Annotated in this window: 14 protein-coding genes; 4 read left to right on the forward strand and 10 right to left on the reverse strand. The window is 68.9% G+C overall.

The window, feature by feature from the left end; all coding sequences use genetic code 11:
• The 4 genes from IEZ00_RS15215 to IEZ00_RS15230 form a co-directional block, all read right to left on the reverse strand.
• Positions 1–1,052, reverse strand: a 1,052-nt coding sequence (locus IEZ00_RS15215) for an AMP-binding protein (RefSeq protein ID WP_189223854.1), incomplete at its 3' end; no start/stop codon positions are given.
• A complete protein-coding gene (locus tag IEZ00_RS15220) occupies positions 1,049–1,246 on the reverse strand; it encodes an MbtH family protein (RefSeq protein WP_209618332.1) in 198 nt (65 codons plus the stop codon). The genes IEZ00_RS15220 and IEZ00_RS15215, both read right to left, overlap by 4 nt.
• A gap of 14 nt (positions 1,247–1,260) precedes the next feature.
• A complete protein-coding gene (locus tag IEZ00_RS15225; protein ID WP_189223855.1) occupies positions 1,261–5,721 on the reverse strand; it encodes a non-ribosomal peptide synthetase in 4,461 nt (1,486 codons plus the stop codon).
• Between the two features lies 1 nt (position 5,722).
• Positions 5,723–8,686: a non-ribosomal peptide synthetase gene (locus tag IEZ00_RS15230; protein ID WP_189223856.1), complete on the reverse strand. Its 2,964-nt coding sequence runs from the start codon at positions 8,684–8,686 to the stop codon at positions 5,723–5,725.
• Positions 8,687–9,314: 628 nt separating this feature from the next.
• Here IEZ00_RS15230 and IEZ00_RS15235 point away from each other — a divergent pair.
• Both IEZ00_RS15235 and IEZ00_RS15240 read left to right on the forward strand, forming a co-directional pair.
• Positions 9,315–10,343, forward strand: a complete 1,029-nt coding sequence (locus IEZ00_RS15235; protein ID WP_229795687.1) for a class I SAM-dependent methyltransferase — start codon at positions 9,315–9,317, stop codon at positions 10,341–10,343.
• Position 10,344: 1 nt separating this feature from the next.
• The gene (locus IEZ00_RS15240) at positions 10,345–12,990 is read left to right on the forward strand and encodes an amino acid adenylation domain-containing protein (protein WP_189223857.1); all 2,646 of its coding nucleotides are present in this window, start codon (positions 10,345–10,347) and stop codon (positions 12,988–12,990) included.
• A gap of 121 nt (positions 12,991–13,111) precedes the next feature.
• On the opposite strand, the gene IEZ00_RS15245 is transcribed toward IEZ00_RS15240, so the two are convergent.
• The 3 genes from IEZ00_RS15245 to IEZ00_RS15255 all read right to left on the reverse strand — a co-directional run bounded on the left by IEZ00_RS15245 (position 13,112) and on the right by IEZ00_RS15255 (position 17,557).
• Positions 13,112–14,038 (reverse strand): AraC family transcriptional regulator, encoded by a 927-nt coding sequence (locus IEZ00_RS15245; RefSeq protein ID WP_189223858.1) that lies wholly within the window; start codon positions 14,036–14,038, stop codon positions 13,112–13,114.
• 1,172 nt (positions 14,039–15,210) lie between these two features.
• Positions 15,211–15,459 (reverse strand): TfuA-like protein, encoded by a 249-nt coding sequence (locus IEZ00_RS15250; RefSeq protein ID WP_268248722.1) that lies wholly within the window; start codon positions 15,457–15,459, stop codon positions 15,211–15,213.
• Between the two features lie 1,216 nt (positions 15,460–16,675).
• On the reverse strand, positions 16,676–17,557 hold the full coding sequence (locus IEZ00_RS15255; RefSeq protein WP_189223860.1) for a LysR family transcriptional regulator: 882 nt from the start codon (positions 17,555–17,557) through the stop codon (positions 16,676–16,678).
• A gap of 2,362 nt (positions 17,558–19,919) precedes the next feature.
• Here IEZ00_RS15255 and IEZ00_RS15260 point away from each other — a divergent pair.
• Positions 19,920–20,315 carry an RICIN domain-containing protein gene (locus IEZ00_RS15260; protein ID WP_189223861.1) on the forward strand — a complete coding sequence of 132 codons (396 nt, stop codon included), beginning with the start codon at positions 19,920–19,922 and terminating at the stop codon, positions 20,313–20,315.
• A gap of 349 nt (positions 20,316–20,664) precedes the next feature.
• Here IEZ00_RS15260 and IEZ00_RS15265 read toward each other — a convergent pair whose 3' ends face one another.
• Positions 20,665–20,907, reverse strand: a complete 243-nt coding sequence (locus IEZ00_RS15265) for a hypothetical protein (protein WP_189223862.1) — start codon at positions 20,905–20,907, stop codon at positions 20,665–20,667.
• A gap of 46 nt (positions 20,908–20,953) precedes the next feature.
• The gene (locus IEZ00_RS15270) at positions 20,954–21,466 is read right to left on the reverse strand and encodes a hypothetical protein (protein ID WP_189223863.1); all 513 of its coding nucleotides are present in this window, start codon (positions 21,464–21,466) and stop codon (positions 20,954–20,956) included.
• A 30-nt stretch (positions 21,467–21,496) separates the two neighbouring features.
• On the opposite strand from IEZ00_RS15270, the gene IEZ00_RS15275 reads away from it, so the two are divergent.
• The gene (locus IEZ00_RS15275) at positions 21,497–21,655 is read left to right on the forward strand and encodes a hypothetical protein (protein ID WP_189223864.1); all 159 of its coding nucleotides are present in this window, start codon (positions 21,497–21,499) and stop codon (positions 21,653–21,655) included.
• Between the two features lie 209 nt (positions 21,656–21,864).
• On the opposite strand, the gene IEZ00_RS36650 is transcribed toward IEZ00_RS15275, so the two are convergent.
• Positions 21,865–22,302 carry a BTAD domain-containing putative transcriptional regulator gene (locus IEZ00_RS36650; protein WP_373293133.1) on the reverse strand — a complete coding sequence of 146 codons (438 nt, stop codon included), beginning with the start codon at positions 22,300–22,302 and terminating at the stop codon, positions 21,865–21,867.
• Positions 22,303–22,360 lie beyond the last annotated feature (58 nt).

Genomic DNA, 22,360 nt, shown 5'->3' on the forward strand with positions numbered 1-22,360 from the left:
CAGCCCGCGGCGAGGCTTTCGCGGTCCGCGGCGAATGCCCGTGGGGACTCCCCGGAGCGGGGCGCCGTGGCGATGAGGGTGACCTCGGCGAGTCCGTAGCAGGGGCGCATCGCCTCCGGCTTGAAGCCCTGGGCGCCGAAAGCGGCCTGGAAGTCGGCGATCGTCTCGTGCCGGACCGGCTCGGCCGCGTTGGGCGCCACGCGCCACGTGTCGAGGCGGAGCTCGCGTCGCCGATCCGGGGCGATCTTGCGCACGCACAGGCTGTACGCGAAGTTGGGCGCGGGCGAGTGCGTGCCGCCGAAGTCGGAGATGGCGCGCAGCCAGCGTTCCGGATCGCGCACGAAGGCACGGGGGGTCATCAGCACCACCTGCCCGCCGTGCAGCAGCGGCATCTGAAGGCCCATCACCAGGCCGAAGTCGTGGAACAGCGGGAGCCAGTTGACGCAGACCGAGTCCGGGCCGAAGTCGAAGACCTCACCGACGATCTCGGCTTCGCGCAGGATGTTGTCGTGCGTCACGACCACGCCCCGCGGCAGATCTGTCGTACCGGAGGTGTACTGGACGTACGCGATGTCGTCCCGGGAGACCGGACCGGCCGGGGACACCTGCTCGCGGGTCACCGGCTCGGTGTCCGGTGAACGCAGTCCGAGAGCCTTCAGCGAGGTGGGCGTCACGTTCCCGATGCCGTACCTCGCCCCGGCGTCGTCGACCAGGCGGGACAGCCGCACGGCACTCCGGTCCTGCTCGGCCCGCAGTTCCGGCGCCGGTACCGGTACGACGCCTGCCATCATGCACCCGAGGAAGTCGACGACGAAGTCGGCTCCGCTGTCGCGCAGCAACACCACCGGTTCCCCCTCGCCGAGCACAGACCTGAGCCTGTTCGCGCGGTCGAGGGAGCGGTCGTGCAGCTGTGCGTAGGTGAGGACGGTCCTGCTGGGCCGGTCCCCGTCGGTGAAGTCGAGTTCCGTGATCGCGGGCTGGTCCGGCCTCGTCCGGGCGTGCCGTTCGAGGACCTGCGTGATGCTGTCCGCCTCGCCCAGAGCCGCTGTCATGGACGTACTCCCCTCTCCCTGATGCTCCGCGGCCGGATGTCGGTCCAGACCTCTCCGATGTGCGCCAGGCATTCCTCCTCTGAACCCCGGTAGCCCGTCGGCTGCCAGCCAGGCGGTAGTTCACGATCACCGCTCCACAGCGAGTACTGCTCCTCGTCGTTGACGACGACGAGGTAGTCCTGCCGAACGTCCACGGCTTCTCCGATCGTCAGCGGGAGGTGATGATGTGTTCGGGTCCGCTCGTCATCGCGCGCGCTGCTGCCAGGTAGGCGTCGGTGTAACCGACCGCCAGGGCGTGGGGAACACGGGCCGCGTGGCTGACGACGAGGAGCGCGCGGTCGGAGGCCGGGTCCTGGACGAACCCGACACTCAGCGGGAACGAGTTGGGTTCGTACCGGAGCGTCGGCGCCGATCCGATCCGGTCGTCCTCGATCCACGACTTCCTGACCGGCCCGTCGAGCGCGTGGAACCGGTTGTAGGTGAAGTTCACGTCCACCTCTCCACGCGCCAGCAACCGGATGAGCGAGGCGAAAGGCACCCTGCGATGGGGCATCACGGCGGTCTCGGCGTCATGCGCCTGTCCGATGAGGGCGCGCCACGTCGTGTTCTCGAAGGAGGCGACAAGGGGCACGATGTTCACGAACAACCCCAACGCCGTCGTTCCCGCCGCTTCCTCGGGCCGCCCGTTCACCGTGACGCCCGTGACGACCTGGCGCCGTCCTGTCACCTGGTGCAGTGCCGCGAAGTGAGCCGCGAGGAAAACGCTCTTGGCGCTCGTGCCCGCGGATCGGGCCAGCCGCACCATGTCGCGGCAGATGTCGCCGTCGACCTCCCGGTCGACGGTCCGCATGAGCCCCCGGGCGCTCGTCCCGCCGTCCGGCGGGATGGTCCCGGCCAGCATCACGCCGTCCACGCCGGTCAGTCGATCCGCCCAGAAGTCGAGCGAGTCCGCCGCTCGCACAGCACTGCGCTCCATGGCGACGAACCGGCGGAACACCGGACCGGAGGGCTGGGCCGGGGGCAGGTCGGGGCGCGCGCTGAACGCGGCGTGCCGGTCGAGCAGTTGGGCGAGCAAGGAGGTGAAGCTCCAGCCGTCCAGGATCGCGTGGTGCTCGGTGAGGGTGAGCTGGAAGGCGTCATCGCCGAGCCGCTGGGCGGTGACCCTCAGCAGCGGTGCCTGGTCCGGGGCGAACGGGGTCGCCCACTCGGCTTCGACGAGCGCCACCACGGCGGCCTCGCGCTCGGCGGGCGAGGCGTTGCTCAGGTCCCGCACGGTGAGCGGCAGCGGGACCGACCGGTGGACCAGCTGCATCGGTTCGCTGAACGACACGAGGTCGAAGCAGGTGCGCAGCACCGGGTGGCATGCGATCGCCTCGGCCAGTGCCCGTTCCAGAGCCCGCGCGTCCAGCCCGCAACGGATCCGGTAGCTGTTGACGTTGTGGTACGGCCTGAGCGCGGGTTCCACCTCCATGTGGTAGACCATCGCCAGCTGCATGGCCGTCATCGGGTAGGCGTCCTCGACATCATCCGGGAGCCGTTCCCGGTCGGCCGGGAGCAGCAACTCCTGCGCACTGGCCCCGGCCGCGCTCGGCCGCGTGCGCGGTGTCATCCGCCGCGCCCCCGCCGTGACGGTCGGACACGCGAAGAGCGCGTCGAGCGCGAGGTCGTATCCCATCTCCTGGAGCCTGCCGACGACCTGGACACCACGCACCGAGTCGCCGCCCAGGCCGAAGAAGTCGTCGTGCCTGCCGACGCGCGCCACGGACAGGACGTGGCCGAGCGCCTCCGCCAGCGCTGTCTCGGCATCTCCCTCGGGTGCTTCGAACGGAGCGTCCCCGCGGGCGATGGCCGGTGGGAGGGCACGCAGGTCGACCTTGCCGTTCGAGGTCCGCGGCAGGTCGTCCACGAAGGTCACCACAGCGGGGACCATGTAGTCGGGCAGTCGCAGGGCCAGTCGCTGCCGCAGGTCCGACGCCGTCGGGCAGTCCGGCCCCGGCACCGCGTAGGCCAGCAGGCGGCCATCCTCGCCCGCCACCACCACCGCTGCCAGGACACCGGGAAGATCGGTCAGTGCCTGGCGGACCTCCCCCGGTTCGACGCGGAAACCGCGGATCTTGACCTGGTCGTCGGCGCGTCCGAGGTATTCCAGGTCTCCATCGGGCAACCAGCGGGCCAGGTCGCCGCTGCGGTACACGCGAGCACCCGGCACGTTCGGATCGGGTACGAAGCGGCGAGCCGTCAGCTCCGGCCTGCCGATGTAGCCGATGGCGGTGCCACCGCCTCCGACGTGGATCTCGCCGGGGACGCCCACCGGGACGTGGCGGCCGTGCCGGTCGAGAACGGCGACCGACAGGTGCGGCAGCGGTCTGCCGATCACACTGCGGTCGAACCCGCTGTCAGCGGTGATGTCATGGGCAGTGACGTGAACGGTGGTCTCGGTGATGCCGTACATGTTGCACAACCGCGCCGACGGCGCCGCCCCGAGCGAGAACCACCGGCGCACCGGCTCGGCGGTCAGCGCCTCCCCGCCGAGGACGACCAGTCTCAGCTCCAGTCGCCGCGGCGAACCCCGCAACGCCCGCACCAACTGGTCGAACGCGGTGGGCGTCTGGCTGAGCACGGTGACCCGCTCTTGTCGCAGGAGATCGGCGAAGGCCGCCGGATTCCTGCGGACCTGCCTGGGGACGACGACCAGACGTCCGCCGTGCAGCAGCGCTCCCCAGAACTCCCAGACGGCGAAGTCGAAGGCGAACGAGTGGAACAGGGTCCACACATCGCCCCGGTCGAACCCGAACCGGTCCGAGGTCGAGGCGAACAACTCCATCACGTTCGCGTGGGCGACGGCCACGCCTTTGGGCCGGCCCGTGGAGCCGGAAGTGTAGATGACGTAAGCCGTCGCGCTCGGCGACACGGCCAGTCCGAGGTCGTCCACCGGCTGCGTGTCGATGGCTGCCGCGTCGGCGTCCAAGTGCACGACAGACCTGCCCCGCTCCGGCACGGCGGCGTCGGTGACCACGAGGCGCGCGGCGGCGTCCGAGAGGACGAAGTCGACCCGCTCCTCCGGGCTGGAGACCTCCACGGGCACGTACGCGGCCCCGGTTTTGAGCACCGCCAGCACCGCGATCACCTGGCGCACCGAAGGGTCCATCACCAGACCGACGTGGTCGCCCGGCCGCACGCCTCTGGCGACCAGCAGCCTCGCGAGCTGATTGGCACGGGCGTTGAGGTCGGCGTAAGTCGTGTTCGTCACGCCGTCGGTCACCGCGGTGCTCGCCGGGTGCGCGGCGGCTTCCGCCTCGAACAGCATGTGCGGGCAGGCCGTCGGTTTGCTGCTGACCGGCTGGTGCGGCCGCACCACCAGCCAATCGTCATCGGTGAGCACAGGCAGGTCGGCCACGGTCGTCTCGGGGTGGTGGACAGCGGCGGCGAGCAGGATCCGCCAGTGCGCAGCCATCCGCTCGATCGTGGCGGCGTCGAAGAGGTCGGTGCAGTACTCGACCTCCGCCCTGAACCCGACCCCGTCGTCGAACACCGACCAGGTGAGGTCGAACTTCGCGGTACCGGTCGGCAGCACCGCTGTGCGCCCGGTGGCGGGACCGATTCGCAGCAGCCGGTTCTGCTCCCCGTGGAAACCGAACACGACCTGCACCAGTGGTTGGTGGTCCGCCCACTGACGGGGGCCGAGCGCTTCCACGATCTTCGCGAACGGTGCTCGGCGGTGCTCCAGGTCGTCGAGGAATCCGGTCAGCACACGTGCGATCAGATCCGCGAACCGCTCGTGCCCGCTGACCGCGGTCCGCACCGGCAGCATCGAGACGAAGTGCCCGATCGCCGATTCCTCGTCGACTCCCGCGCTCTCCCGGCCGTCGAGCGGGGATCCGATCACCAGGTCCTCCATGCCGGTGTACCGGTGCAGCAGTGCCGTGAACGCGCTGAGCATGACGATGAAAGGCGTGACGCCCTCCTGCTTAGCGAGGAGCCTCACCTGGTCGCAGACCTCCCGCGGCAGATCGAACGCGAACCTCGTCCCGGTGCCCCGCCAGACGGGTGGCCGGGGCCGGTCCGCGGGCAGGACCAGCCTTTCCGGAGCACCCGCGAGCCTTTCGCGCCAGTACCGGAGAGCGCGTCGCTCGGCTCCGTCCGACGCCTGTGTCCGCCACCGTTCGACGACGACGCGGTACTGCACGGGCAGCGGCAGCTCAGGTGGGCGGCCCACCAGAGCGGCTTCGTACAGCTCGGCCAGCTCCTTCTCGAACACCGGCAGGGACAACTCGTCGAAGGCGATGTGGTGCAGCACCACCAGCAACTGCCATGCTTCCTGGCCGCTGCGCACCAGCCGGGCCCTGATCGGCGTCTCCCGCTCCAGGTCGAACGGGCGAGAGGCGTCCTGCGCTATCGTCGCGGCGTCCGCCGTGACGACCAAGTCGACAGCAGCGGTCTCCAGGACCGTCTGGCACGGACCGGCCGCGGAGACGCCGTACACGGTTCGCAGTACTTCGTGCCTGTCCACGATCGCATTCAGGGATTGCCTGAGGACCTCTTCGTCGACCGGGCCCTTCATGTCGAGCAGCCACGGCACGTTGTACGTGGCCGTCCCTGGTATCAGCCTGTCCAGGAACCACAGAGCACGCTGGTTGGGCGACAGCGGCGCGCCTCCGGATTGCGACAAGTCAGACCTCCTCGATCTGGAGGGCGGCGAGCTCGGCCAGCCACTCGGCGATCATCTCGGTCACCGTCGGGTTGGTGTACAGGTCCGTGTTGAACTCCACCACGCCGGAGATCCGGTCGCCGTGGTCGGTGATCTGCCAGGCGACTTCGAACTTGGCGGTGCCGGTCGGGATGAGCTCGCGGCTGCCGATGGCGTCGCCGAGCCGCAGGTGCTGCTCGGCGTGGCGGTGCATCTCCAGGGCCACCGGGGTCAGCGGCACGCGGTCCAGCGAGCGGGAACCCGCGACGTGCCGGACCACGAGATCGAACGGCACATCCCCGTGCGTGAGGTCGGCGAGCACGTCGCGACGCACCCGGTTCAGCAGCCCGCGCACGTCGGTGCGGTCCTGGCGACGGTCCAGGCGGATGCGCAGGGGGACCACGTTGACGTAGCAGCCGATCAGATCGGCCGTCGCGGGACTGCGCCGGGACGAGGGCGTGCCGACGACCAGGTCGTCCTGCCCCGACCGGTTCCGCAGCACCAGGCACAGGCAGGTGAGCAGCACCATGAACGGGGTGACACCCGCGGAGCGCGCCAACACGCGCACCTTCTCGACCAACGGCGCCGGGAGGTCGAACGGCACGACGGCACCCCGGACGCCCAGTTCGGCCGGACGGGGCAGGTCGGTCGGGAGGTCGGTCCACAGGGGCGCGCCTGCGAGCCGGTCCCCCCAGTAGGCCAGGTCCCGCTTCGCATCCGGGTCACCCCCGCGTGCGGGCAGCGCGGGCAGGCGGGCAGGACGCCCGGTCGACGCCGCCTCGTACAGCTTGCTCAGCTCCGCCTCGAAGATCCGGCGCGACTCCTCGTCCCAGATCAAGTGGTGAGCCACCACGACCAGGGCCGACACCGGTCCCGAGCGCAGCAGGCGGAAGCGGATCAGCGGAGCGCCGTGCAGCTCGATGGGCCGACGCGCCTCGGCGTCGATCACCGCGTCCAGATCAGCGGTCTCCTCGGGCTGCAGCTTGATCGGCACGTGCCTGAGGACACGGCAGAGCGGCTCGCCTAGATCGGACATGAAGACCGTCCGCAGCGCCTCGTGCCGTGCCATGATCGCGTTGACAGCGTGTTCGAGAGCCGCGTCATCGATCCGACCGGTCAACCGGAAGACCCAGGGCACGTTGTAGATCGCCGACCCGGGGTGCCATTCCGCGTCCATCCAGATCCCGTGCAACCCGGCAGGCAACGGCTGCCACGCGGGCATCCCGGCGTCGTCGTGGGACACCGCCTCGTCATCCGCGTCCGCCGTGGTCGTGGCCGTCTGAGCACACCGCCGTCCGGCCTCCGCGTCGAGCCGGGCGGCCAGGTCCGCCAGCACTGGTGTCTCGAAGATCCCCTGCGGGGACACGTCGTCCCAGGTGCCGATCAGCCGGGTGGTGATCCGGATGGCGGTCAGCGAGTCGCCGCCCAGCTCGAAGAAGTCGCTGTCCCTGCTCACCGAGTCCACTCCGAGCACTTCGCGCCACACCTCGGCCAGCAGTTCCTCCGTGGCCGTGGCGAAGGGTCGTGGTACGACGTGCGTCAGCTCGGCGTGGTCCAGCTTCCCCGCTCTGGTCCGGGGAAGCCGGTCGTGCAGGCTCAGCTCGCGCGGCAGGAGGTGGGCGGGCAACCGGTCGGCCAGGAACCGCATCAGTGCGTGACTGGTCACGTCGCTCGAACCGGGGACGACGTAGGCGGCGAGGTAGTCACCCCTCGCGTCCGCCACCCCCACGACGGCGCACTCTCCGACGTCCGGGTGGCGCTCCAGCACGGCCTGCGTCTCCGCGGGCTCGACCCGGAAGCCGCGGATCTTGATCTGCGCGTCGGACCGCCCGACGTACTCCAGGGTTCCATCGGTGCGCCGGCGCACGAGATCACCGGTCCGGTACATGCGCGTTCCGGGGACCGGGCTGAACGGGTCGGGGATGAAGACCCGTGCCGTCAACGCGGGCCTGCCGAGGTAACCAACGGCCAACGGCTCTCCACCGACGTACAACTCGCCGGAATCCACCGGGCGCAACCTGCTGTCCAAGACGTACAGGCGGCGGTCGGCCACCGCGACACCGATCGGCGCGGTCGCCGAGTCCGGGGCGCCGACGTCGTGAGCGGTGGCGGTGACGACGCATTCGGTCGGTCCGTACGCGTTGAGCAGACCGACGTCCGGAGCGTGGCGCATCCACCGCTCGACGGTGCCCGCGGACAGCCGCTCTCCGCCGGAGATCATCAACCGCAGCCGGTGCCCGGCGGGCAGCGGACGGTCGGCGAGGCTCCGGGTGACCTCTGCCAGGTAGGCCGCGGGAAGGTTGGCCACCGTCACTTCTTCCCTGGCGATCAGTCCGGTGATGCCTGCCGCCGAGTGCAAGCCCTCGGGGAGGACGACGAGCGTGCCGCCCGCCAGGATCGGCGCGAGCACCTGCTCAAGGGCGACGTCCACGAAGGGCGCGGCTGAGTACAGCACCCGGTCGTCCTCGCACAGCCCGAAGCGGGCTGTGATCGCACCCAGGTGACGGCCCAGTGCTTCGTAGGTGACGCACACGCCCTTGGGCGTGCCCGTCGTCCCGGAGGTGTAGACGATGTACGCGATGCCACCGTGCCCAGCCGGTTGGCAGGCGAACTCCGCAGCATCCTCTCCGGCAACGGCGATGGCATGCTCATCAAGCATCAGCGCAGCGCCACTGTCGTCCATCACCGTTCTGATGCGTTCCACGGGCGCGTCCGGGTCCAGCGCGACGTACGTCGCACCGGCGAGCAGGACACCGAACAAGCCGATGACGCCGTGCAGTCGGTTCCCCGTTCGGACCGCGAGCACATCACCCGGCCCCGTGCCGTTCGCCTGCAGGTACTTCGCCAGCCCTTTCGCCCGCCCGGCCAGCTCGGCGTACGTCACCTGGTCGGCCCCCGCCGAGATCGCCGGGTGGTCCGGGCGTCTCGCCGCCCAGTGCTCGACCACAGCCCTCCAACTACCACGAACGGCGAGATCCGCGATGTCCGGATCGAGATCATGCCGGGATTCGCGACCCCGCGGAGAAGTCATCGACATCTCTTGATCGGCTCCCAGTTAGTACGTTCACGCCTGGACTGACGGACAACTCAGTTGGGCCGGCCGCTCAGGGAGTGGTTTCGCCCGGAGAACGCTGAGGAGAAGTCGTGGAGAGATCGACCAGCAGATCTCCCGACACGTCTCGGGTGTGTCAGGACCGCGCTTTGCGCACCGATTCGGCTGGACTCATCATAAGAAGGCGGCCGGCGGCCTCCGTAGAACGATCCGATCAAGATCTTGCCCGATAGAGTCAACATCGGTTCGCCGCCGCGACCACGTAGCGGCGACGCCGTTGGTTCCCTATAGTGGGCGGCACCGGCCACGTGGAAACCGCGGCCGGAAGGCGTTCCACCTCCTGCTCCGACCTTGACCGGACACACCAGGGAAACCGAGCGGATCAGCTAGGCGAACTCGCTGCCGCGACTGCTTCCGCGATGCGAATCCTCGACGTCCGCTCGTCTCCGGCAGTTCACGACCGCACCTCCGCGACAGTAAAAGAGGAGGGCTACTTCATTTGTCGCGCACATTACGTGACCAAGTGATCTCGGCCGGCGGCGGTATCGAGTACCTACCTTCGCTCTCGCTGGAAGCGTACCTGCGGCACGTCGAGGTCGAGCACCCGGAACTCCACCGACTGCTCGACCTCGACAAAGCCCGTTCCGAGGGCGTGCTGCTGCGGCTCGTCTCCGTGACGAACGAGTTCGACACCGACGACACCGGGCGCGGTGATTCCTACCGCCGCGCCCAGCGGGACGCGTTCGCGCGGTGGAAGGGCATCCGGGAACTGCTGCGTCTGGCGACCCGAACCACCAGCGCGGGAGAGAAGACCGTCCTGGACGTCCTGGGGGGCGACGGCACTGTCGCGAGGGCCGCCGCCCTGCGGCCGGGCAGCCGCGCGGAGCGGCTGTCGGTCATCACCGGTGACATCTCCGGCAGGATGGTGGCCTGCGCGCTGGACTACGGACTGCCCGCGGTGCGCCAATCAGCGGACTGCTTGCTGCTGCGCGACGCATCGGTCGATGCGACGCTGCTGGCTTACGGTACGCATCACATTGCCGTCGAAGACCGACCGGAAGCCGTTCGCGAGGCCGTTCGCGTGCTCAAACCGGGCGGCCGTCTCGTTCTGCACGATTTCGACGGGCGGAGTCCGATGGCGAGATTCTTCGCTGAAGTCGTGCACAAGCACTCGACCACCGGTCATGACTACGCGCACTTCTCACGGGACGAGCTGGCCGCGCTCCTGGAACCGCTGCCGGTGCGCACCCGGATCGTCGACATGTACGACCCCCTGGTCATCGAGGCGGACAGCCCGCGAAAGGCGCGGTCCCGCGTGTGCGACTACATCGGCGACATGTACGGCATCCAGGGCTTCTTCGCCGGGCAACTGGGCCCCGATGTCTCGTGGCAGTTCGTTCAGGAGTTGTTCGACCACACAGCCTATTTCAGCGACCTCGGCCGTCCACCCCTGGGGCACCCGGTGCGCCCGATCGTGCGGAAAACCGACAGCCGTTGGACAGCCGAAGTGCCCCGAATGGCCCTGGTGGCCGTGGCCGAAAAGGTGGTTTGACATGGATTCGCGGTATGTTCCCGATCTCCTGCACCGACCGGACGGTCCTTCCGGTGATCGGCCGGCGATCATCAGCGCCGATGGTGAGATGTCCTACCGGGAGCTGTGGCACGAGGTCGCCGCGATCACCGCGCGACTGGCTTCGGCGGGTGTGGAGCCTGGCGACTACGTAGCACTGCACCTCCCGCGTTCGGCCACTTACGTCACCTCGCTCATCGCCGTGATGACGATGGGGGCCGCGGCGGTGCCGATGGATCCCGAGCTCCCAGTGGAGCGTCTGCTGCAGATGGCGGACGCCACCAAGCCCAAGGTGATCGTGCACGCAGCGGACGGTCGATTCGGCGCGCCGGATGAGGCGCGCTGGCTCCGGGTCGACACCGGTCACCGTGACGGCGTCCTCGACAGCGGTACCTTCGACGCCACGCCGCAGGCGGCATGGCGTGAGCGCCCCGCGGCCGAGCGGACCGCGATGGTCCTCTTCACCACCGGCTCGGCGGATCGGCCCAAGGGTGTGCTGCTCCACCACGCGGGTCTGTGCAACCGCCTGGAGTGGGGGCACCGGTACTTCGGCCTGACCTCCGACGACCGCGTGCTGCACAAGGCGTCCTCGTCCTTCGACGCGGCCATCCACGAGATCTTCGCCCCGCTGATCGCAGGGGGCACGCTGGTCATCGGCCCGCCGGGAATCCAGTTCGACAGCTTGGGCATCCTCCGGCTGATCCGGGACGCCTCGGTCACGACGGCGCACTTCGTTCCCTCGATGCTGCGATATGTAGTCGAAGAGGAGAGCTTGCCGGAGTGCACTTCGCTGCGCCGCGTGCTCTGCGGTGGCGAAGCACTGGACATGACACTCGTGCGACGGTTCCGTGAACGCCATCCAGCCGCGCTGTACAACGGGTACGGCCCCACCGAGACATCGGTGAACGTCACCTACTGGAACTGCGACGAGCCGTTCTCCGGCGACATCGCCCCCATCGGCCGCCCCATCGACGGAGTGACCTGTCACGTCCTCGACGAGGACATGGCGCCTGTTCCGGCAGGCCGGATCGGTGAGCTCTGGATCTCCGGAATCGCGGTGAGCGGCGGGTACCTCGACGACCCCGAGCTGACCCGGCAGCGCTTCCGGCCGAACACCCTGTCCGGCGACAGCCCGTTCGTCTACCGCACCGGCGACCTGAGCCGGTTGACCGAATCCGGCTGCCTGGAATTCCACGGACGCATCGACGACCAGGTGAAGGTGCGGGGTGAGCGCGTCGCGCCGGAAGAGGTCAGCACCGTCATCCGCAGTCATCCGCAGGTCCGGGACGCCGCTGTCATCGGCGTCCCGGACGCCGTTCACGGCACGCGGTTGGTCGCGTACGTGGTCGCGCAGCGCGCCCACTCCCCGTTGGTCGACGGACTCCATCGGGTCCAGCTGCCGAACGGCATGATCGTCGCCACGCCCACACCCGACGAAGCCATGTTCCTCTACCGGCAGATCTTCGAGCAGGACGAGTACTCCAGGTTCGGTCATGGAATCGGCGCCGGAGCTGTCGTCGTCGACGTCGGGGCGAACATCGGGCTGTTCTCCCTCTGGGCGTCCCAGCAAGCCGAAGGCGTCCGTGTCCTGGCGGTGGAACCGAACCCCGACGTGCTGCCGTACCTGAGGATCAATCTGGAGATGAACCAGGTCGTCTCCGAGGTGGTCCCCCTCGCCGTCACCGACACCACCGGGACCGCCCTGCTGACGTCCTTCCACCGTCTCAGCTACCTGTCCGGCTTGGGCGAAGGACGGCAGCAGCAGGCCATCGACTTGGTCGATTCCCACTACCGCAGGGCCTCGGCGGGCCGGGGAGGCCGCGGTCCCAGCCTCGACGAGATCTCCGGGCTGCGCAGGGAGGCCGAGGAACGGCTGGAGGCCACGCGGCACGAAGTCCGGACGGCCGACCTGTCGACCATCTTCGACCGCAGCGGTCTGGACCGGGTCGACCTGCTGAAGATCAATGCGGAGGGGGCCGAGCTGGCCGTGATCCGAGGAGTTCGCCCCGAGCACTGGCAGATGGTGCGCCAGGTCTGCCTGGAGGTCGAACGCGCGAGCTCGGCGGGCCCCGAGATCAAGGGCATCCTCGCGAACGCCGGATTCACGGTCCACGAGATCGACGACTGGAACGTTGGTTCCGATGCGGACGTGACCTACGTGTACGGAACTCGCGCGTCTGGTCCCCCGGCTCCCGAGGCCAAGCAGGCTCCGCCCCGGCACCGCGGCGGGCTGCTGACCGTCCGCGACATCCGCGACCACGTCCGAACCCGACTCCGGCCCGCCATGCGGCCCAGTCACATCATCTTCCTGGAGGATCTACCCCGGTTCCCCAATGGCAAGGTCTCCCGGCGTGAGTTGCCGCTCCCCGCTCCCGTCCCGGTGCCCGCAGGGGACGCGGCGGCAGGGGTCGGCGAGGAGTTGCGCAGGATGTGGTGTGAGGCGCTTTCCGTTGACCACGTGTCCGACGACGACGACTTCATCGGCCTCGGTGGGCATTCCCTGATCGCCCTGCGGATCACCGCGCGGGTCCGCCGGTTGCTGAACACCGAGACTTCGCCGAGTTCGCTGCTACGACCGCAGACGTTCGCCGCGTGGCGCGCCGACGTGCTGCAGGAGGCCCAGCGGTGACTGGCCGACTTCCGCTGCCGCGGTGATATCGCACAGGCGGACGCGTGCGCTGCTCATCGACCGGCCGCGAGTCCCCGTCCGCCGCTCCTCGTCAGTAAGGGGAACCGCGGTCGCCCCCGTCCTACGCTCCCTCGCCGTACGAGTCGGCAGCGACGCGGAAGCGCGCGGCGTCCTGTCCAGGCGGCGCACCGAACAGCCGGCGGTATTCGCGGCTGAACTGCGATGGGCTGCCGTACCCGACGAGGTGGGCAACTCGGGCGATGTCACCGCCGTGGCCGGCGACCAGCAGCGCCCGCGCCTCCTGGAGACGGATCCGCTTCTGGAACTGCAGCGGGCTCATCGTGGTGATGACGCGGAAGTGACGGTGGAATGAAGCGGTGCTCATCCCGGCCAGGCGCGCGAGGTCTTCGATGCGCATCGGTGCGGCGTAGTTCGTCCGTATCCACTGGATCGCCTGATTGAGATGGCCCACGTCACGGTCCACGAGACCGATCTGACGGACCAGATCTCCGTGTGGTCCCCTGAGCAGCCGCCAGAGGATCTCCCGCTCTACCAGAGGAGCCAGCACAGGTATGTCATCGGGGTGCTCCAGCAGTTGCAGCATCCGCACCACCGCGTCCAGCAAGCGGACGTCCGCATCGCCCACCGCGACCGACAATGATCGACGACCGACGGCACCGGCTGTTCGGGTCGCGGGGAGTTCGAGCAGCAGCGCGGCTATCGCATGGGAGTCCAGCTTGAATGTGACATCGAGGAACGGTGCCTGCGGGGAGGCTCGCACGACTTGGCTCATGAGGGAGAGGTTGGTCCCCGTCAGGAGGAACCGGCCCGCGACCAGCTCGTGAATGTGGCCGTCCAGGAGCAGTCGGCTGCTGCCCTGCGCGAGGATGACCAGCATGGGTTCGGTGATCGAGTGCTCCGGCACGGACGTGCCGTCCGCCCTGGACACCCGGATTCGGCCCGCCAGCGCTCGAGAACCACCTCGGGCGTGCGCTGCGATCAGCTCGGTCAGCTTTCTGACGTTCTGCTCCCTTGTCCGTGTGCTCACCGAGCCACCTCACCAGCGGTTGGCGCACCAGCCGGATTGCGCCCTCCGGCCGCACGGCATCGGCGGTCGACACCTCCTGCGGTGAGCCCGTCGCGGTCTCGCCTCGACGCCGGGACGATGTGCGGATCAACATGGACCAGCGTGACTCCCTCGCGCACGTTCATGCCTCCCAAGGATCACTCGACAGTCGCTGTCCTGCACCGAAAACGGGTTTCACGACCAACTACGGCGACTCGCTGCGCCACCGAGGCCCTTCGTGCTGTGCTCGGCGGCGCACATGGATCGAAACCTCCGCCCCGCGCGCCGGAGAGCCCGTGTGTGAGCACTGCGAAGAACGCGGCAGATCGGCCGCGTCACCACTCATCCACCGGTTCGACATCGCAACCAGGGAGTGCGCCGCCTCCCTTCCGCACGATCCCGCGCGGGCTCGGCCTGCGGTCAGCAGCCGAATCTCATGAGTTCTCCCCCGTTCCACCACTCACCCCTGCGGCGCGGGATCAGGAGGCGGTCGCGCCAGGACGAAGCGGCCCGCGGGCCGCTCCACCAGTGGGCCGCAGCCGCTGACGAGCAGGCACCACGGCTCGCGGTGCCATCCGGGGACAGCCCGTCGCCGGACGGCACCGCGATGTACCCCACCGCACCAACTGCTCCGCGTACGTGCCGTTGCCGCCGACGTTCACCACCTGCCGCACGCCGACGAGAGGCCGCAGCGAGCCGATCACCGCCGACATGCCATCGGCCTCGTACTCCACCCTCATGACCGCGGGCGGCAACCGGCGTCCGGCGCAGCGGTAGCCGTCGTGGTCGTCGCGCTCAGCACCATCCCGAGCGGGACAACCGGCGCGACGTAGCCCACCTCGTGCCTGAGCTTCCAAGGTGACCCGAATCCCATGCCCCCTGAACCGACGGGGTCGTTGCGCCAGTACGAGGCGAAGTCCACCACGGGAGTGCCGACCAGGCCGTGGCCGACGTGATCGGCTCCGCCAGCCCGTCACAAAGGACGGCAGTGGTGCGAGCGGGAAGATCGGCGCCAGCCACCACTGCGCGAACAGGTTCAAGCCACTGACCGTGCGTGGCGGCGACACTCGGATGCGGTCGGTCAGCCGATGGGAACAACAGCGTCCGCCAGGCACCGTGCAGCCACGACGTCACCCGTAACGCGGCCGACAGGGTCATCCGACAACGGTCGGCCAGATGACGGTCGGCCAGATGACGGGACGCGGTGCCGGACGCGGGACCGCCGCGCCGCCCGTGGAGATCATATCGCGGTACCACTCGAACACCCGGCCGCTGCCGATCATCTCGAACAGGCCGATTTCGGCCGCGCGTAAGGGACCGGTGCCGCCTGCGCCGATCACGGTCATGCCGCGCTCCACCGTGCCAGTGGCTTCCTTGTGCCGCAGACCAACTCGTGATGTCACAGGCCGTCCACGATGAACTCGGCGCCTCCGGCCCGGACGTCAGAGCCGAACAAGTCCCCCTGCTCGGTCGACGGACGCACCCGCCCGCCTGGAAAAGTTCACCGAGAACAGGAACCGGGCAGACGGATCCCGTGAAAACACGAACGGCCTCGCCCACCGCGACGCCTTGAGGCAGCATACCGCAGTTCTCCCAGCTTCCGATGGATGTCCGGAACGCCCACCGCGATTCTCCACGACATGTGGTGGCGTTCCCCCGCGCACAGTCGGTGTCGCAGCGGCGAACCCGCGGCCGCGTACTGAGGTCCAGCGGTCAGGACTTCACCACGCGCAGGTAGTGGCGAAATCCCGCACAGCACGTTCCGCCGACCAGCGGCTCAGGGGAACGCATAAATGCGAACCACCCACCCGTCGATCGCCAGAAACGATTCCCCTTGCGGAGCGTTTAAGTTTCCTCAATGCTTCCGGAAGTACTTTCAACATGAAACTAGCTCCATGGCAGTGCTTGTGAAAGTCGGATTAGATGATCCCACGCATCACTTCCAGTGATGGCAGGGCAGGATCACCTGGTGGAGGTCGGCTCGGCGTTCGGTGCGACGCGGAGTCGGCACAGGCCGCTGATCAGGCGAAGAGATCGGGGTGACAGCCGAGGGGACACCGGTGGCGCCGGTGACCAGATGGTGTCGGGAACCGCGCTTGCGGCGGTCGGTCCAGCGGGTCCGCGGCGCGCGGCTCGGGCAGCAGGCCTTCGGGCGACTGCCGCCGGACCCCGGCCTCGCACCACTCGGTCATCACCGGTCAGGACCTCCGCACCCGCACCGTGATCTCGGAGTACTTCGCGGCACCGGTGAAGTCGATACGCCCAACCATTCCGAACTGATCGCCGAGTGGAACTCGCCGAGCTACCGGTGGATCAGCAGAGCAGGGATGCCACGGGTTCGTACCGCCTGCGCGCACTGAGATGCGAGGACTGTGCCCGGACCGGCGACAGAAGTTCCGCGCTCCCGCGCAGGCATCGACCAGAATGCTCCGCCCGACCTCGACCCGCACTTGGTCGAGACAACCGCACTCCTGCAGGACCTCCGCAACCGAGCGTCGGCCGGCCAACGACCCTCATTCCACCCGAATTTTTACCACCGTCTCAGGAAGTCGGTCGGCCCGGTGGGCTCCGGTCCGCCGAGTCAGGACGACCCGAAACGCTTCGAGCGAGCGCGAGCTTTTATCCGAGAGCCGCAGCGGCATCGCCCAGTTCTTCGCGCAGCCAGGTGTGAGCCGGATCAGCGGTGAACTTCGGGTGCCAGTACATGGTTTCGGCGAACTGCCACCCTCCTTGGAGGGGCACGGCGCGCAGTCCGCACTGCGGACCGATCAACTCGTACAGCCGCGATTGGATCAGCGTCACCATCGGCGTGCCCATTATCAGGTTCAGCGCAGCGCTGAAGTTGACAGTGGCGATGGCCGCAACCGCGGGCGACTGCCCGTCCAGCAGTTTCACCCCCGCCATCGAGTCGACGAAGGGAAGCCGGACCAACTCGTCGATGCTCACCCGATCACCGAGTGCGATGTTGTTCTTGTCGGCGACGGCGACGAGCCGGTCGGCGAACAGGTCACGACTCTGGTAACCCAGTATCCCGGGCGGCATCAGATGTGACGGAGCGATGAGCAGATCAAATTCCGCACGGCGCGCGAGCGTGGTGATCCGATCACTGGCGTTCACTATTCTGACGGCGACGTGCGGTCGCATCCTCAGCACGGATTGCAGGAACGGCTTTATCAATACGATTGTGACGTAATCGCTGGTAACGATCGTGAATCTGCGTCGAAGTCGACTCGGGTCAAAGGTGACGTGCTGGTCCATCACATCGTACATGGAGCCGAGGGCGCGGCTGACCGGTTCCAACAACGACTCCGCGAAGCGGGTCAATCTCATGTTCCGACCATCGCGCACCAGCAGTGGGTCGTTGAAATGCCGCCGCAGTTTGGCCAGCGAGGCGCTCATGGCCGGCTGGCCGACATTCGTGCGTTCCGCCGCACGGGTGACGTTCACCTCGACGAGCAGCGCCTGGAGCGGAACGAGCAGGTTGAGGTCGATCTTGTGCACGGACCGCGGCGCGAAGGCCCTGGAGTCCCCTGGTTGATCGGGTTCGGGATCGCCGCCGCAGGAATTTCCGACAGACTTCCGGTTCGGTCGCCGCCTCTTCATCGGACTTCAACCCTCTCCCGTTGCTGATGACCGAAACATTCCCTGGAGGAGGGGTGCTCGACATCCGTTCGCGACGAAATCCGAACACACCTGCCCGATCGTGCTCCGCATCAATATCGACCACCACGTCGGCGGTGGCACCGGTCCCGGCCAGGAGCAGGACTCCCCCGAGGCGACAACGAGCTGCCGAGTCCTTCCAGCCCGGCCGTACGGGTTGCGGTCGTGGTGGAGGCATGGCGAAGCTCCTGACAGGTGACCAATCGGCCCGAGCAAGATCTCCCTGGGCAATTCTCCGTCCGCCGGCGGAGGTCCACGGTGCCGAAATCTTCCGGCGGGCCGACCGCGGCCTCACCTCAGACCGACACCTGCTCGAAAATCCAGGTCTACAGGCAAGCTCGCCTGAACCGCGTTCCGCCGACCGGTCCCGACTGCCGGGGAGGTGAGCGAGCACCGACCGGTCCTCTGAAGTCCCGCCGGCCGCGCAATGGCGAGAACACGCCCTGGGACCCGGACGCCCGCGCAGCCCGGCCATCGCCACACGTGCTCCCACAGCGTCGCCGAACACGCCGCCCAGCAGGCCACCCGACCGGCATGGCGCTCCAGATCACGCCGATCACGAAGCGCGCGGGGACTCCGGCCGCGCAGAGAACGAGGCCGAGGACGAACACCTGGGGCATTCGTGCCGCACCACCCTGACGGGTAGTCCATTCCGCCACGATCCCGCCGAGCACACCGCAGGCACCCGCGGTGGTCCCGCTGAAGGGCCTGCCCTGAGGAACGAGGGCAGGCCCCGGCTCGATGCCCCGACAGGCCGGTGCGGCGCCTGTCGTGCCCGCCGGTCCGGCGACCGCTCGGACCGCACCGAAGGTCGTGGCGCTGACCAGGAACGACGACGTGTCCACCATCCGCACTCCGACACCACCGATTGTCCCGACGAGGACGCCGCCCAGCGCGGGACCCGGCACCACCTCGGTCGACAGCGTCGTGCCCAGTTCGGCGTCCGCCTCGACTTGACCGGTCCTCGGCGACCGGGTCCGGCGGACAGCTGCGACAGGCGATGCCGAACACCGGGGCGGCGATGCCGACGACGAACGCGGCCAAGTGGAGTTGCCGCACCACGAACTGCCCCCGCGTCGTCAGCAGGAGAACCGCTCCCAGGACCGGGAAGGGCGCGACGTCGTGGCGGATCATGACCGCACGCTTTGGCGGTCGGTCGACCAGCACACCTGCCGGTAACGCGATCAGAACGCTCGCGGGCGTTCCCGACGCGATGAGGACAACAGCCTGGAACGCCGGGACGTGCAGCACGATCACAGCAACCATTGGCGGCACCAGTACGTTAATAGCGGATCTCACGTCACCAGCGACCTGTTGGAACCGCAGCAGCATGAAGCGACGATCGCGGGACAAGGGTGCAGAATACACTCGGTTCGCTCCCAGTCGGTTCTCGCAGCGGTGGGAGTCGCGTGGCACCGACTGCCCGTCAGATCATCGCAAGACAAATCCATCCGCTATCAGTGGTAGTCGGCATGTCCGGTTGTGTCAACCCGATCTCCACAGCGTAGCCGGGGCGTTCGACCGACTGGGCTAATCGAGACTTTTTCCAGGGCAGTCGCTCGTGAAGATTGGCACATGAGGGCAGTTACGCTTCCTTGACGTCTCCACACCGCCGTGGTAGCGCCGAACAACTGGTCCACCGATTCAGGAAATGGAGTCAAATCAGATCGCACTGACAGCGCACGCTCATCCGCACGCCCCACTTCCAGGCGACCGAAGGGCAGTGCGTCGCGACTCCCCCGTTCCCCGATCATGAGGCATCGGCGCGCAAAACTGGCTTCGACACGCGGACCGCCCCTCGTCGCGCCCTGCCCGAAATCAGCGGTCCGCTTGCCCCGGAAATCCTCGACCGTCGCCCCTCCGCGGAGAACGAATGCCCGCGGGTCCATTCACCTGCTCAATCCAGGGGGCTGAGGCGAGAGGACGGTCCGCCGGCGGTGGGATGGGAGTACGACCGCCCCAGCGCTGCGCACCGGCGGCCTGGGTGAAGAGTTCCTCCACGCCCGCACCCCGGTCAACGAACAACAACGCACCGACGCCCTGGCGGTCGTCCCCCACCACCGTGCGACCTGACTCCGGTCGTCCGACCGCCACGCCTCGCCGATCGCCGGAGTGCCCAGGCAACTTGTGCGGCGCGGAAGGAATGCGCACGCGCCGGTGGCGAAGCTGTGCGGGACGGACCGGCCCGGTTCATGGAGGATGGATGAGCACCTCTGGTTGCGGAAGCCCCTGGCGTTGGTCGCGGCAGCGGCGGCAGCGCTGTTCCTGGCACCCGCCGCGACCGCGCAGCGGCCGGTGGCGCGGGGGATCAACCCTGGCCTACCAGAACCTGATCAACAATCTCCACCACAAGTGCCTCGCCGTGAACTCGGCGGACAACCGCAACGGCAAGTCGTTGATCCACTACGACTGCTACACCGACTTCACCGACCAGTGCTGGCGGTTCGAGCCCATCGACGCCGCCCCCGGCTACTACCGCATCCGCAACCAGCGCACCGACCGGTGCGTCGCCGCGCCGGACGGCGGCAACGGGGCCAAGGTCGTGCAGTACGACTGCGTCGACGGCTACTGCGACCAGTGGTGGCAGGTCTGGCCGTGACCCCGCCCGCTGATCCCACCGGGCCGCAGGCGCGGCTGTCCGCGCCGCGCCTGAGGAGGTCCAGGACGTCGGCTTCGAAGTAGGTGCTGCCCGCTCGGCGCAGCAGGGTCCGGGAGCGCCCGCACCAGTCGACGGCCGCGGCGTACCCGCCGGTGCGCTGGGCGGCGTCGCCGAGGATGCCCATCGCCAGCGCCTCGTCCTCGGTGCACCGGTGGCGGCGCGCCATCTCCGGCACGAGTTCGCAGTAGGCGCGGGCTCGCGCGTAGTCGCCCAGCTGGGCGTGGTACCAGGCGGTGACGGTGAGCTGGCGGGTTTCCCCGGCGGGCATCCGGGTGCGGCGGTACAGGCGTCAGGCTCGGGCCGCGTGGTCCAGCGCCCGCCGGGCATCACCTGGCAGGGACCAGAACCAGCCCAGGGTGTGGTGCGCGTACGCCTGCGCGGCCAGATCGCCGATCCGCTCGGCGTGGACCAGGTGCCGCAGCGCCTCGGCGGGCCTGCCCAGTTCGGCGGAGATAGCGCCGAGCAGCTGGTGGGCGCCCGCCCGGCTGATCGGGTGGTCGAGCTGCTCGGTGGCGGCGTGCCCGGCCGCCACGCGGCCAGCGCCGCGTGGAACCGGCCCTGCCGGTAGGAGAACGTGGTCAGCAGCCAGGCCAGCCGGTGACCGAGTCCGCCCAGCCCCGCGCGGCGGCCAGGTCCTGGGCGGCCAGCGGGTTGGCGTGCTCGGCGGTGAACCACTCGAGGGCGGCGGCGCGGTCGGGCAACCCGAGAGGGCGGCAGCCGTCGGCAGGCTCCCCGGCATCGACCGGCGGGAGCAGCGGTTGCAGCAGCTCATCAGCCGCGAACGCCGTGTGCAGGTAGAAGTCCGCGACGCGACGCACCGCGCTCGTGCGGATCGCTTCCGGGTGATCATGGTCGGCGCGGTCGACGGCGTACAGGCGGACCAGGTCGTGCATCCGGTAACGACCGGGGAGGTGCTGCCGCAGGAGGTGCCCGTCCTCGAGTTCGTGCAGCACGCGGCGGGAATCCGCGCCGGACAGCGCGAGCAGGCTCGCCGCGGCGGGCAGGCTGATGTCCTCCCCCGGCGCCAGCCCCAGCAGCCCGAACGCGGTCGCGGCCGCCTGCGACATCGCGTGGTGCGACCAGGACAGCACGGCCCGGGCAGTCCGCCCCGGTGTCGGCTGGTGACCAGCACCGCGCAGGTCGGGCTGCCCGGCAGCAGCGGGGTGACCTGGGCTCTGTCACGGGCGTTGTCCAGCACGACCAGCACTCGCCTGTCCGCGAGCAGGCTGCGGTACAGCGCCGCCTGCGCGTCCGGCTCCGGCGGGGTGGCGGCCGGCTGACGCCGAGGGTGGCCACCGGGGTCGAACCCGCGCAGGTCGACGTACAGCTGGCCGTCGGGGAAGCGGTCGAGGTGGTGGTGCGCCCAGCGCAGCGCCAGCCAGGTCTTGCCGATGCCGCCCGGCCCGGTGATCACCGAGATCGGCATCGTGCCGACCGCCCCGGAGTGCTCGTCCAAGGAGTGCTCGTCCAGAGCGGCGAGTTCGCGGGATCAACCGGTGAACAGCCGGGGCGGGGAGCTGGCGCGGCGCGGGACGTGGACCGCCCGCGTCACGGCCGGGGGCGCCAGCGCCGGGTCGGTGGTGAGGATTTGCTGGTGCAGGCGTCGCAGCGGCTGTCCGAGGCCGCTGTCCAATTCCTCGGCCAGCCGCTGTCGGAGCCGCTGGTAGTGTGCCAGCGCGTCGGCTGGCCCCGCCACAACCCGAGGGCGCGCTCGAACAACGCGGCCGCGCGGTCGTCGTCCACGGCACGTGCCTGGCGGACGAACCGGTCGAAGCGGTGCAAATCCACCGCTTCCGGTGGCGCCACCAGCCGGCACCCCAGATTCCGCCGTCTTATCACAACATTCTCGGAAAGCGCTTTCCGGAGCACTGCCACATTTTGCCGCACCGCAGCTCGGGGATTGTGCGACAAACGCCGGTGCGCCCACACCCGCGCCACCAACCGCTGCACCCCGACGACTCGGTCGGGTTCCATCAGCAGGACTG

It is taken from the genome of Saccharothrix coeruleofusca (assembly GCF_014648515.1).
Lineage (GTDB): Bacteria > Actinomycetota > Actinomycetes > Mycobacteriales > Pseudonocardiaceae > Actinosynnema > Actinosynnema coeruleofuscum.

Bases quoted from the DNA above. Each gene is read 5' to 3' on its own strand.
- IEZ00_RS15240 (WP_189223857.1), top strand. From the start codon at position 10,345: ATGGATTCGCGGTATGTTCCCGATCTCCTGCACCGACCGGACGGTCCT.
- IEZ00_RS15260 (WP_189223861.1), top strand. From the start codon at position 19,920: ATGAGCACCTCTGGTTGCGGAAGCCCCTGGCGTTGGTCGCGGCAGCGG.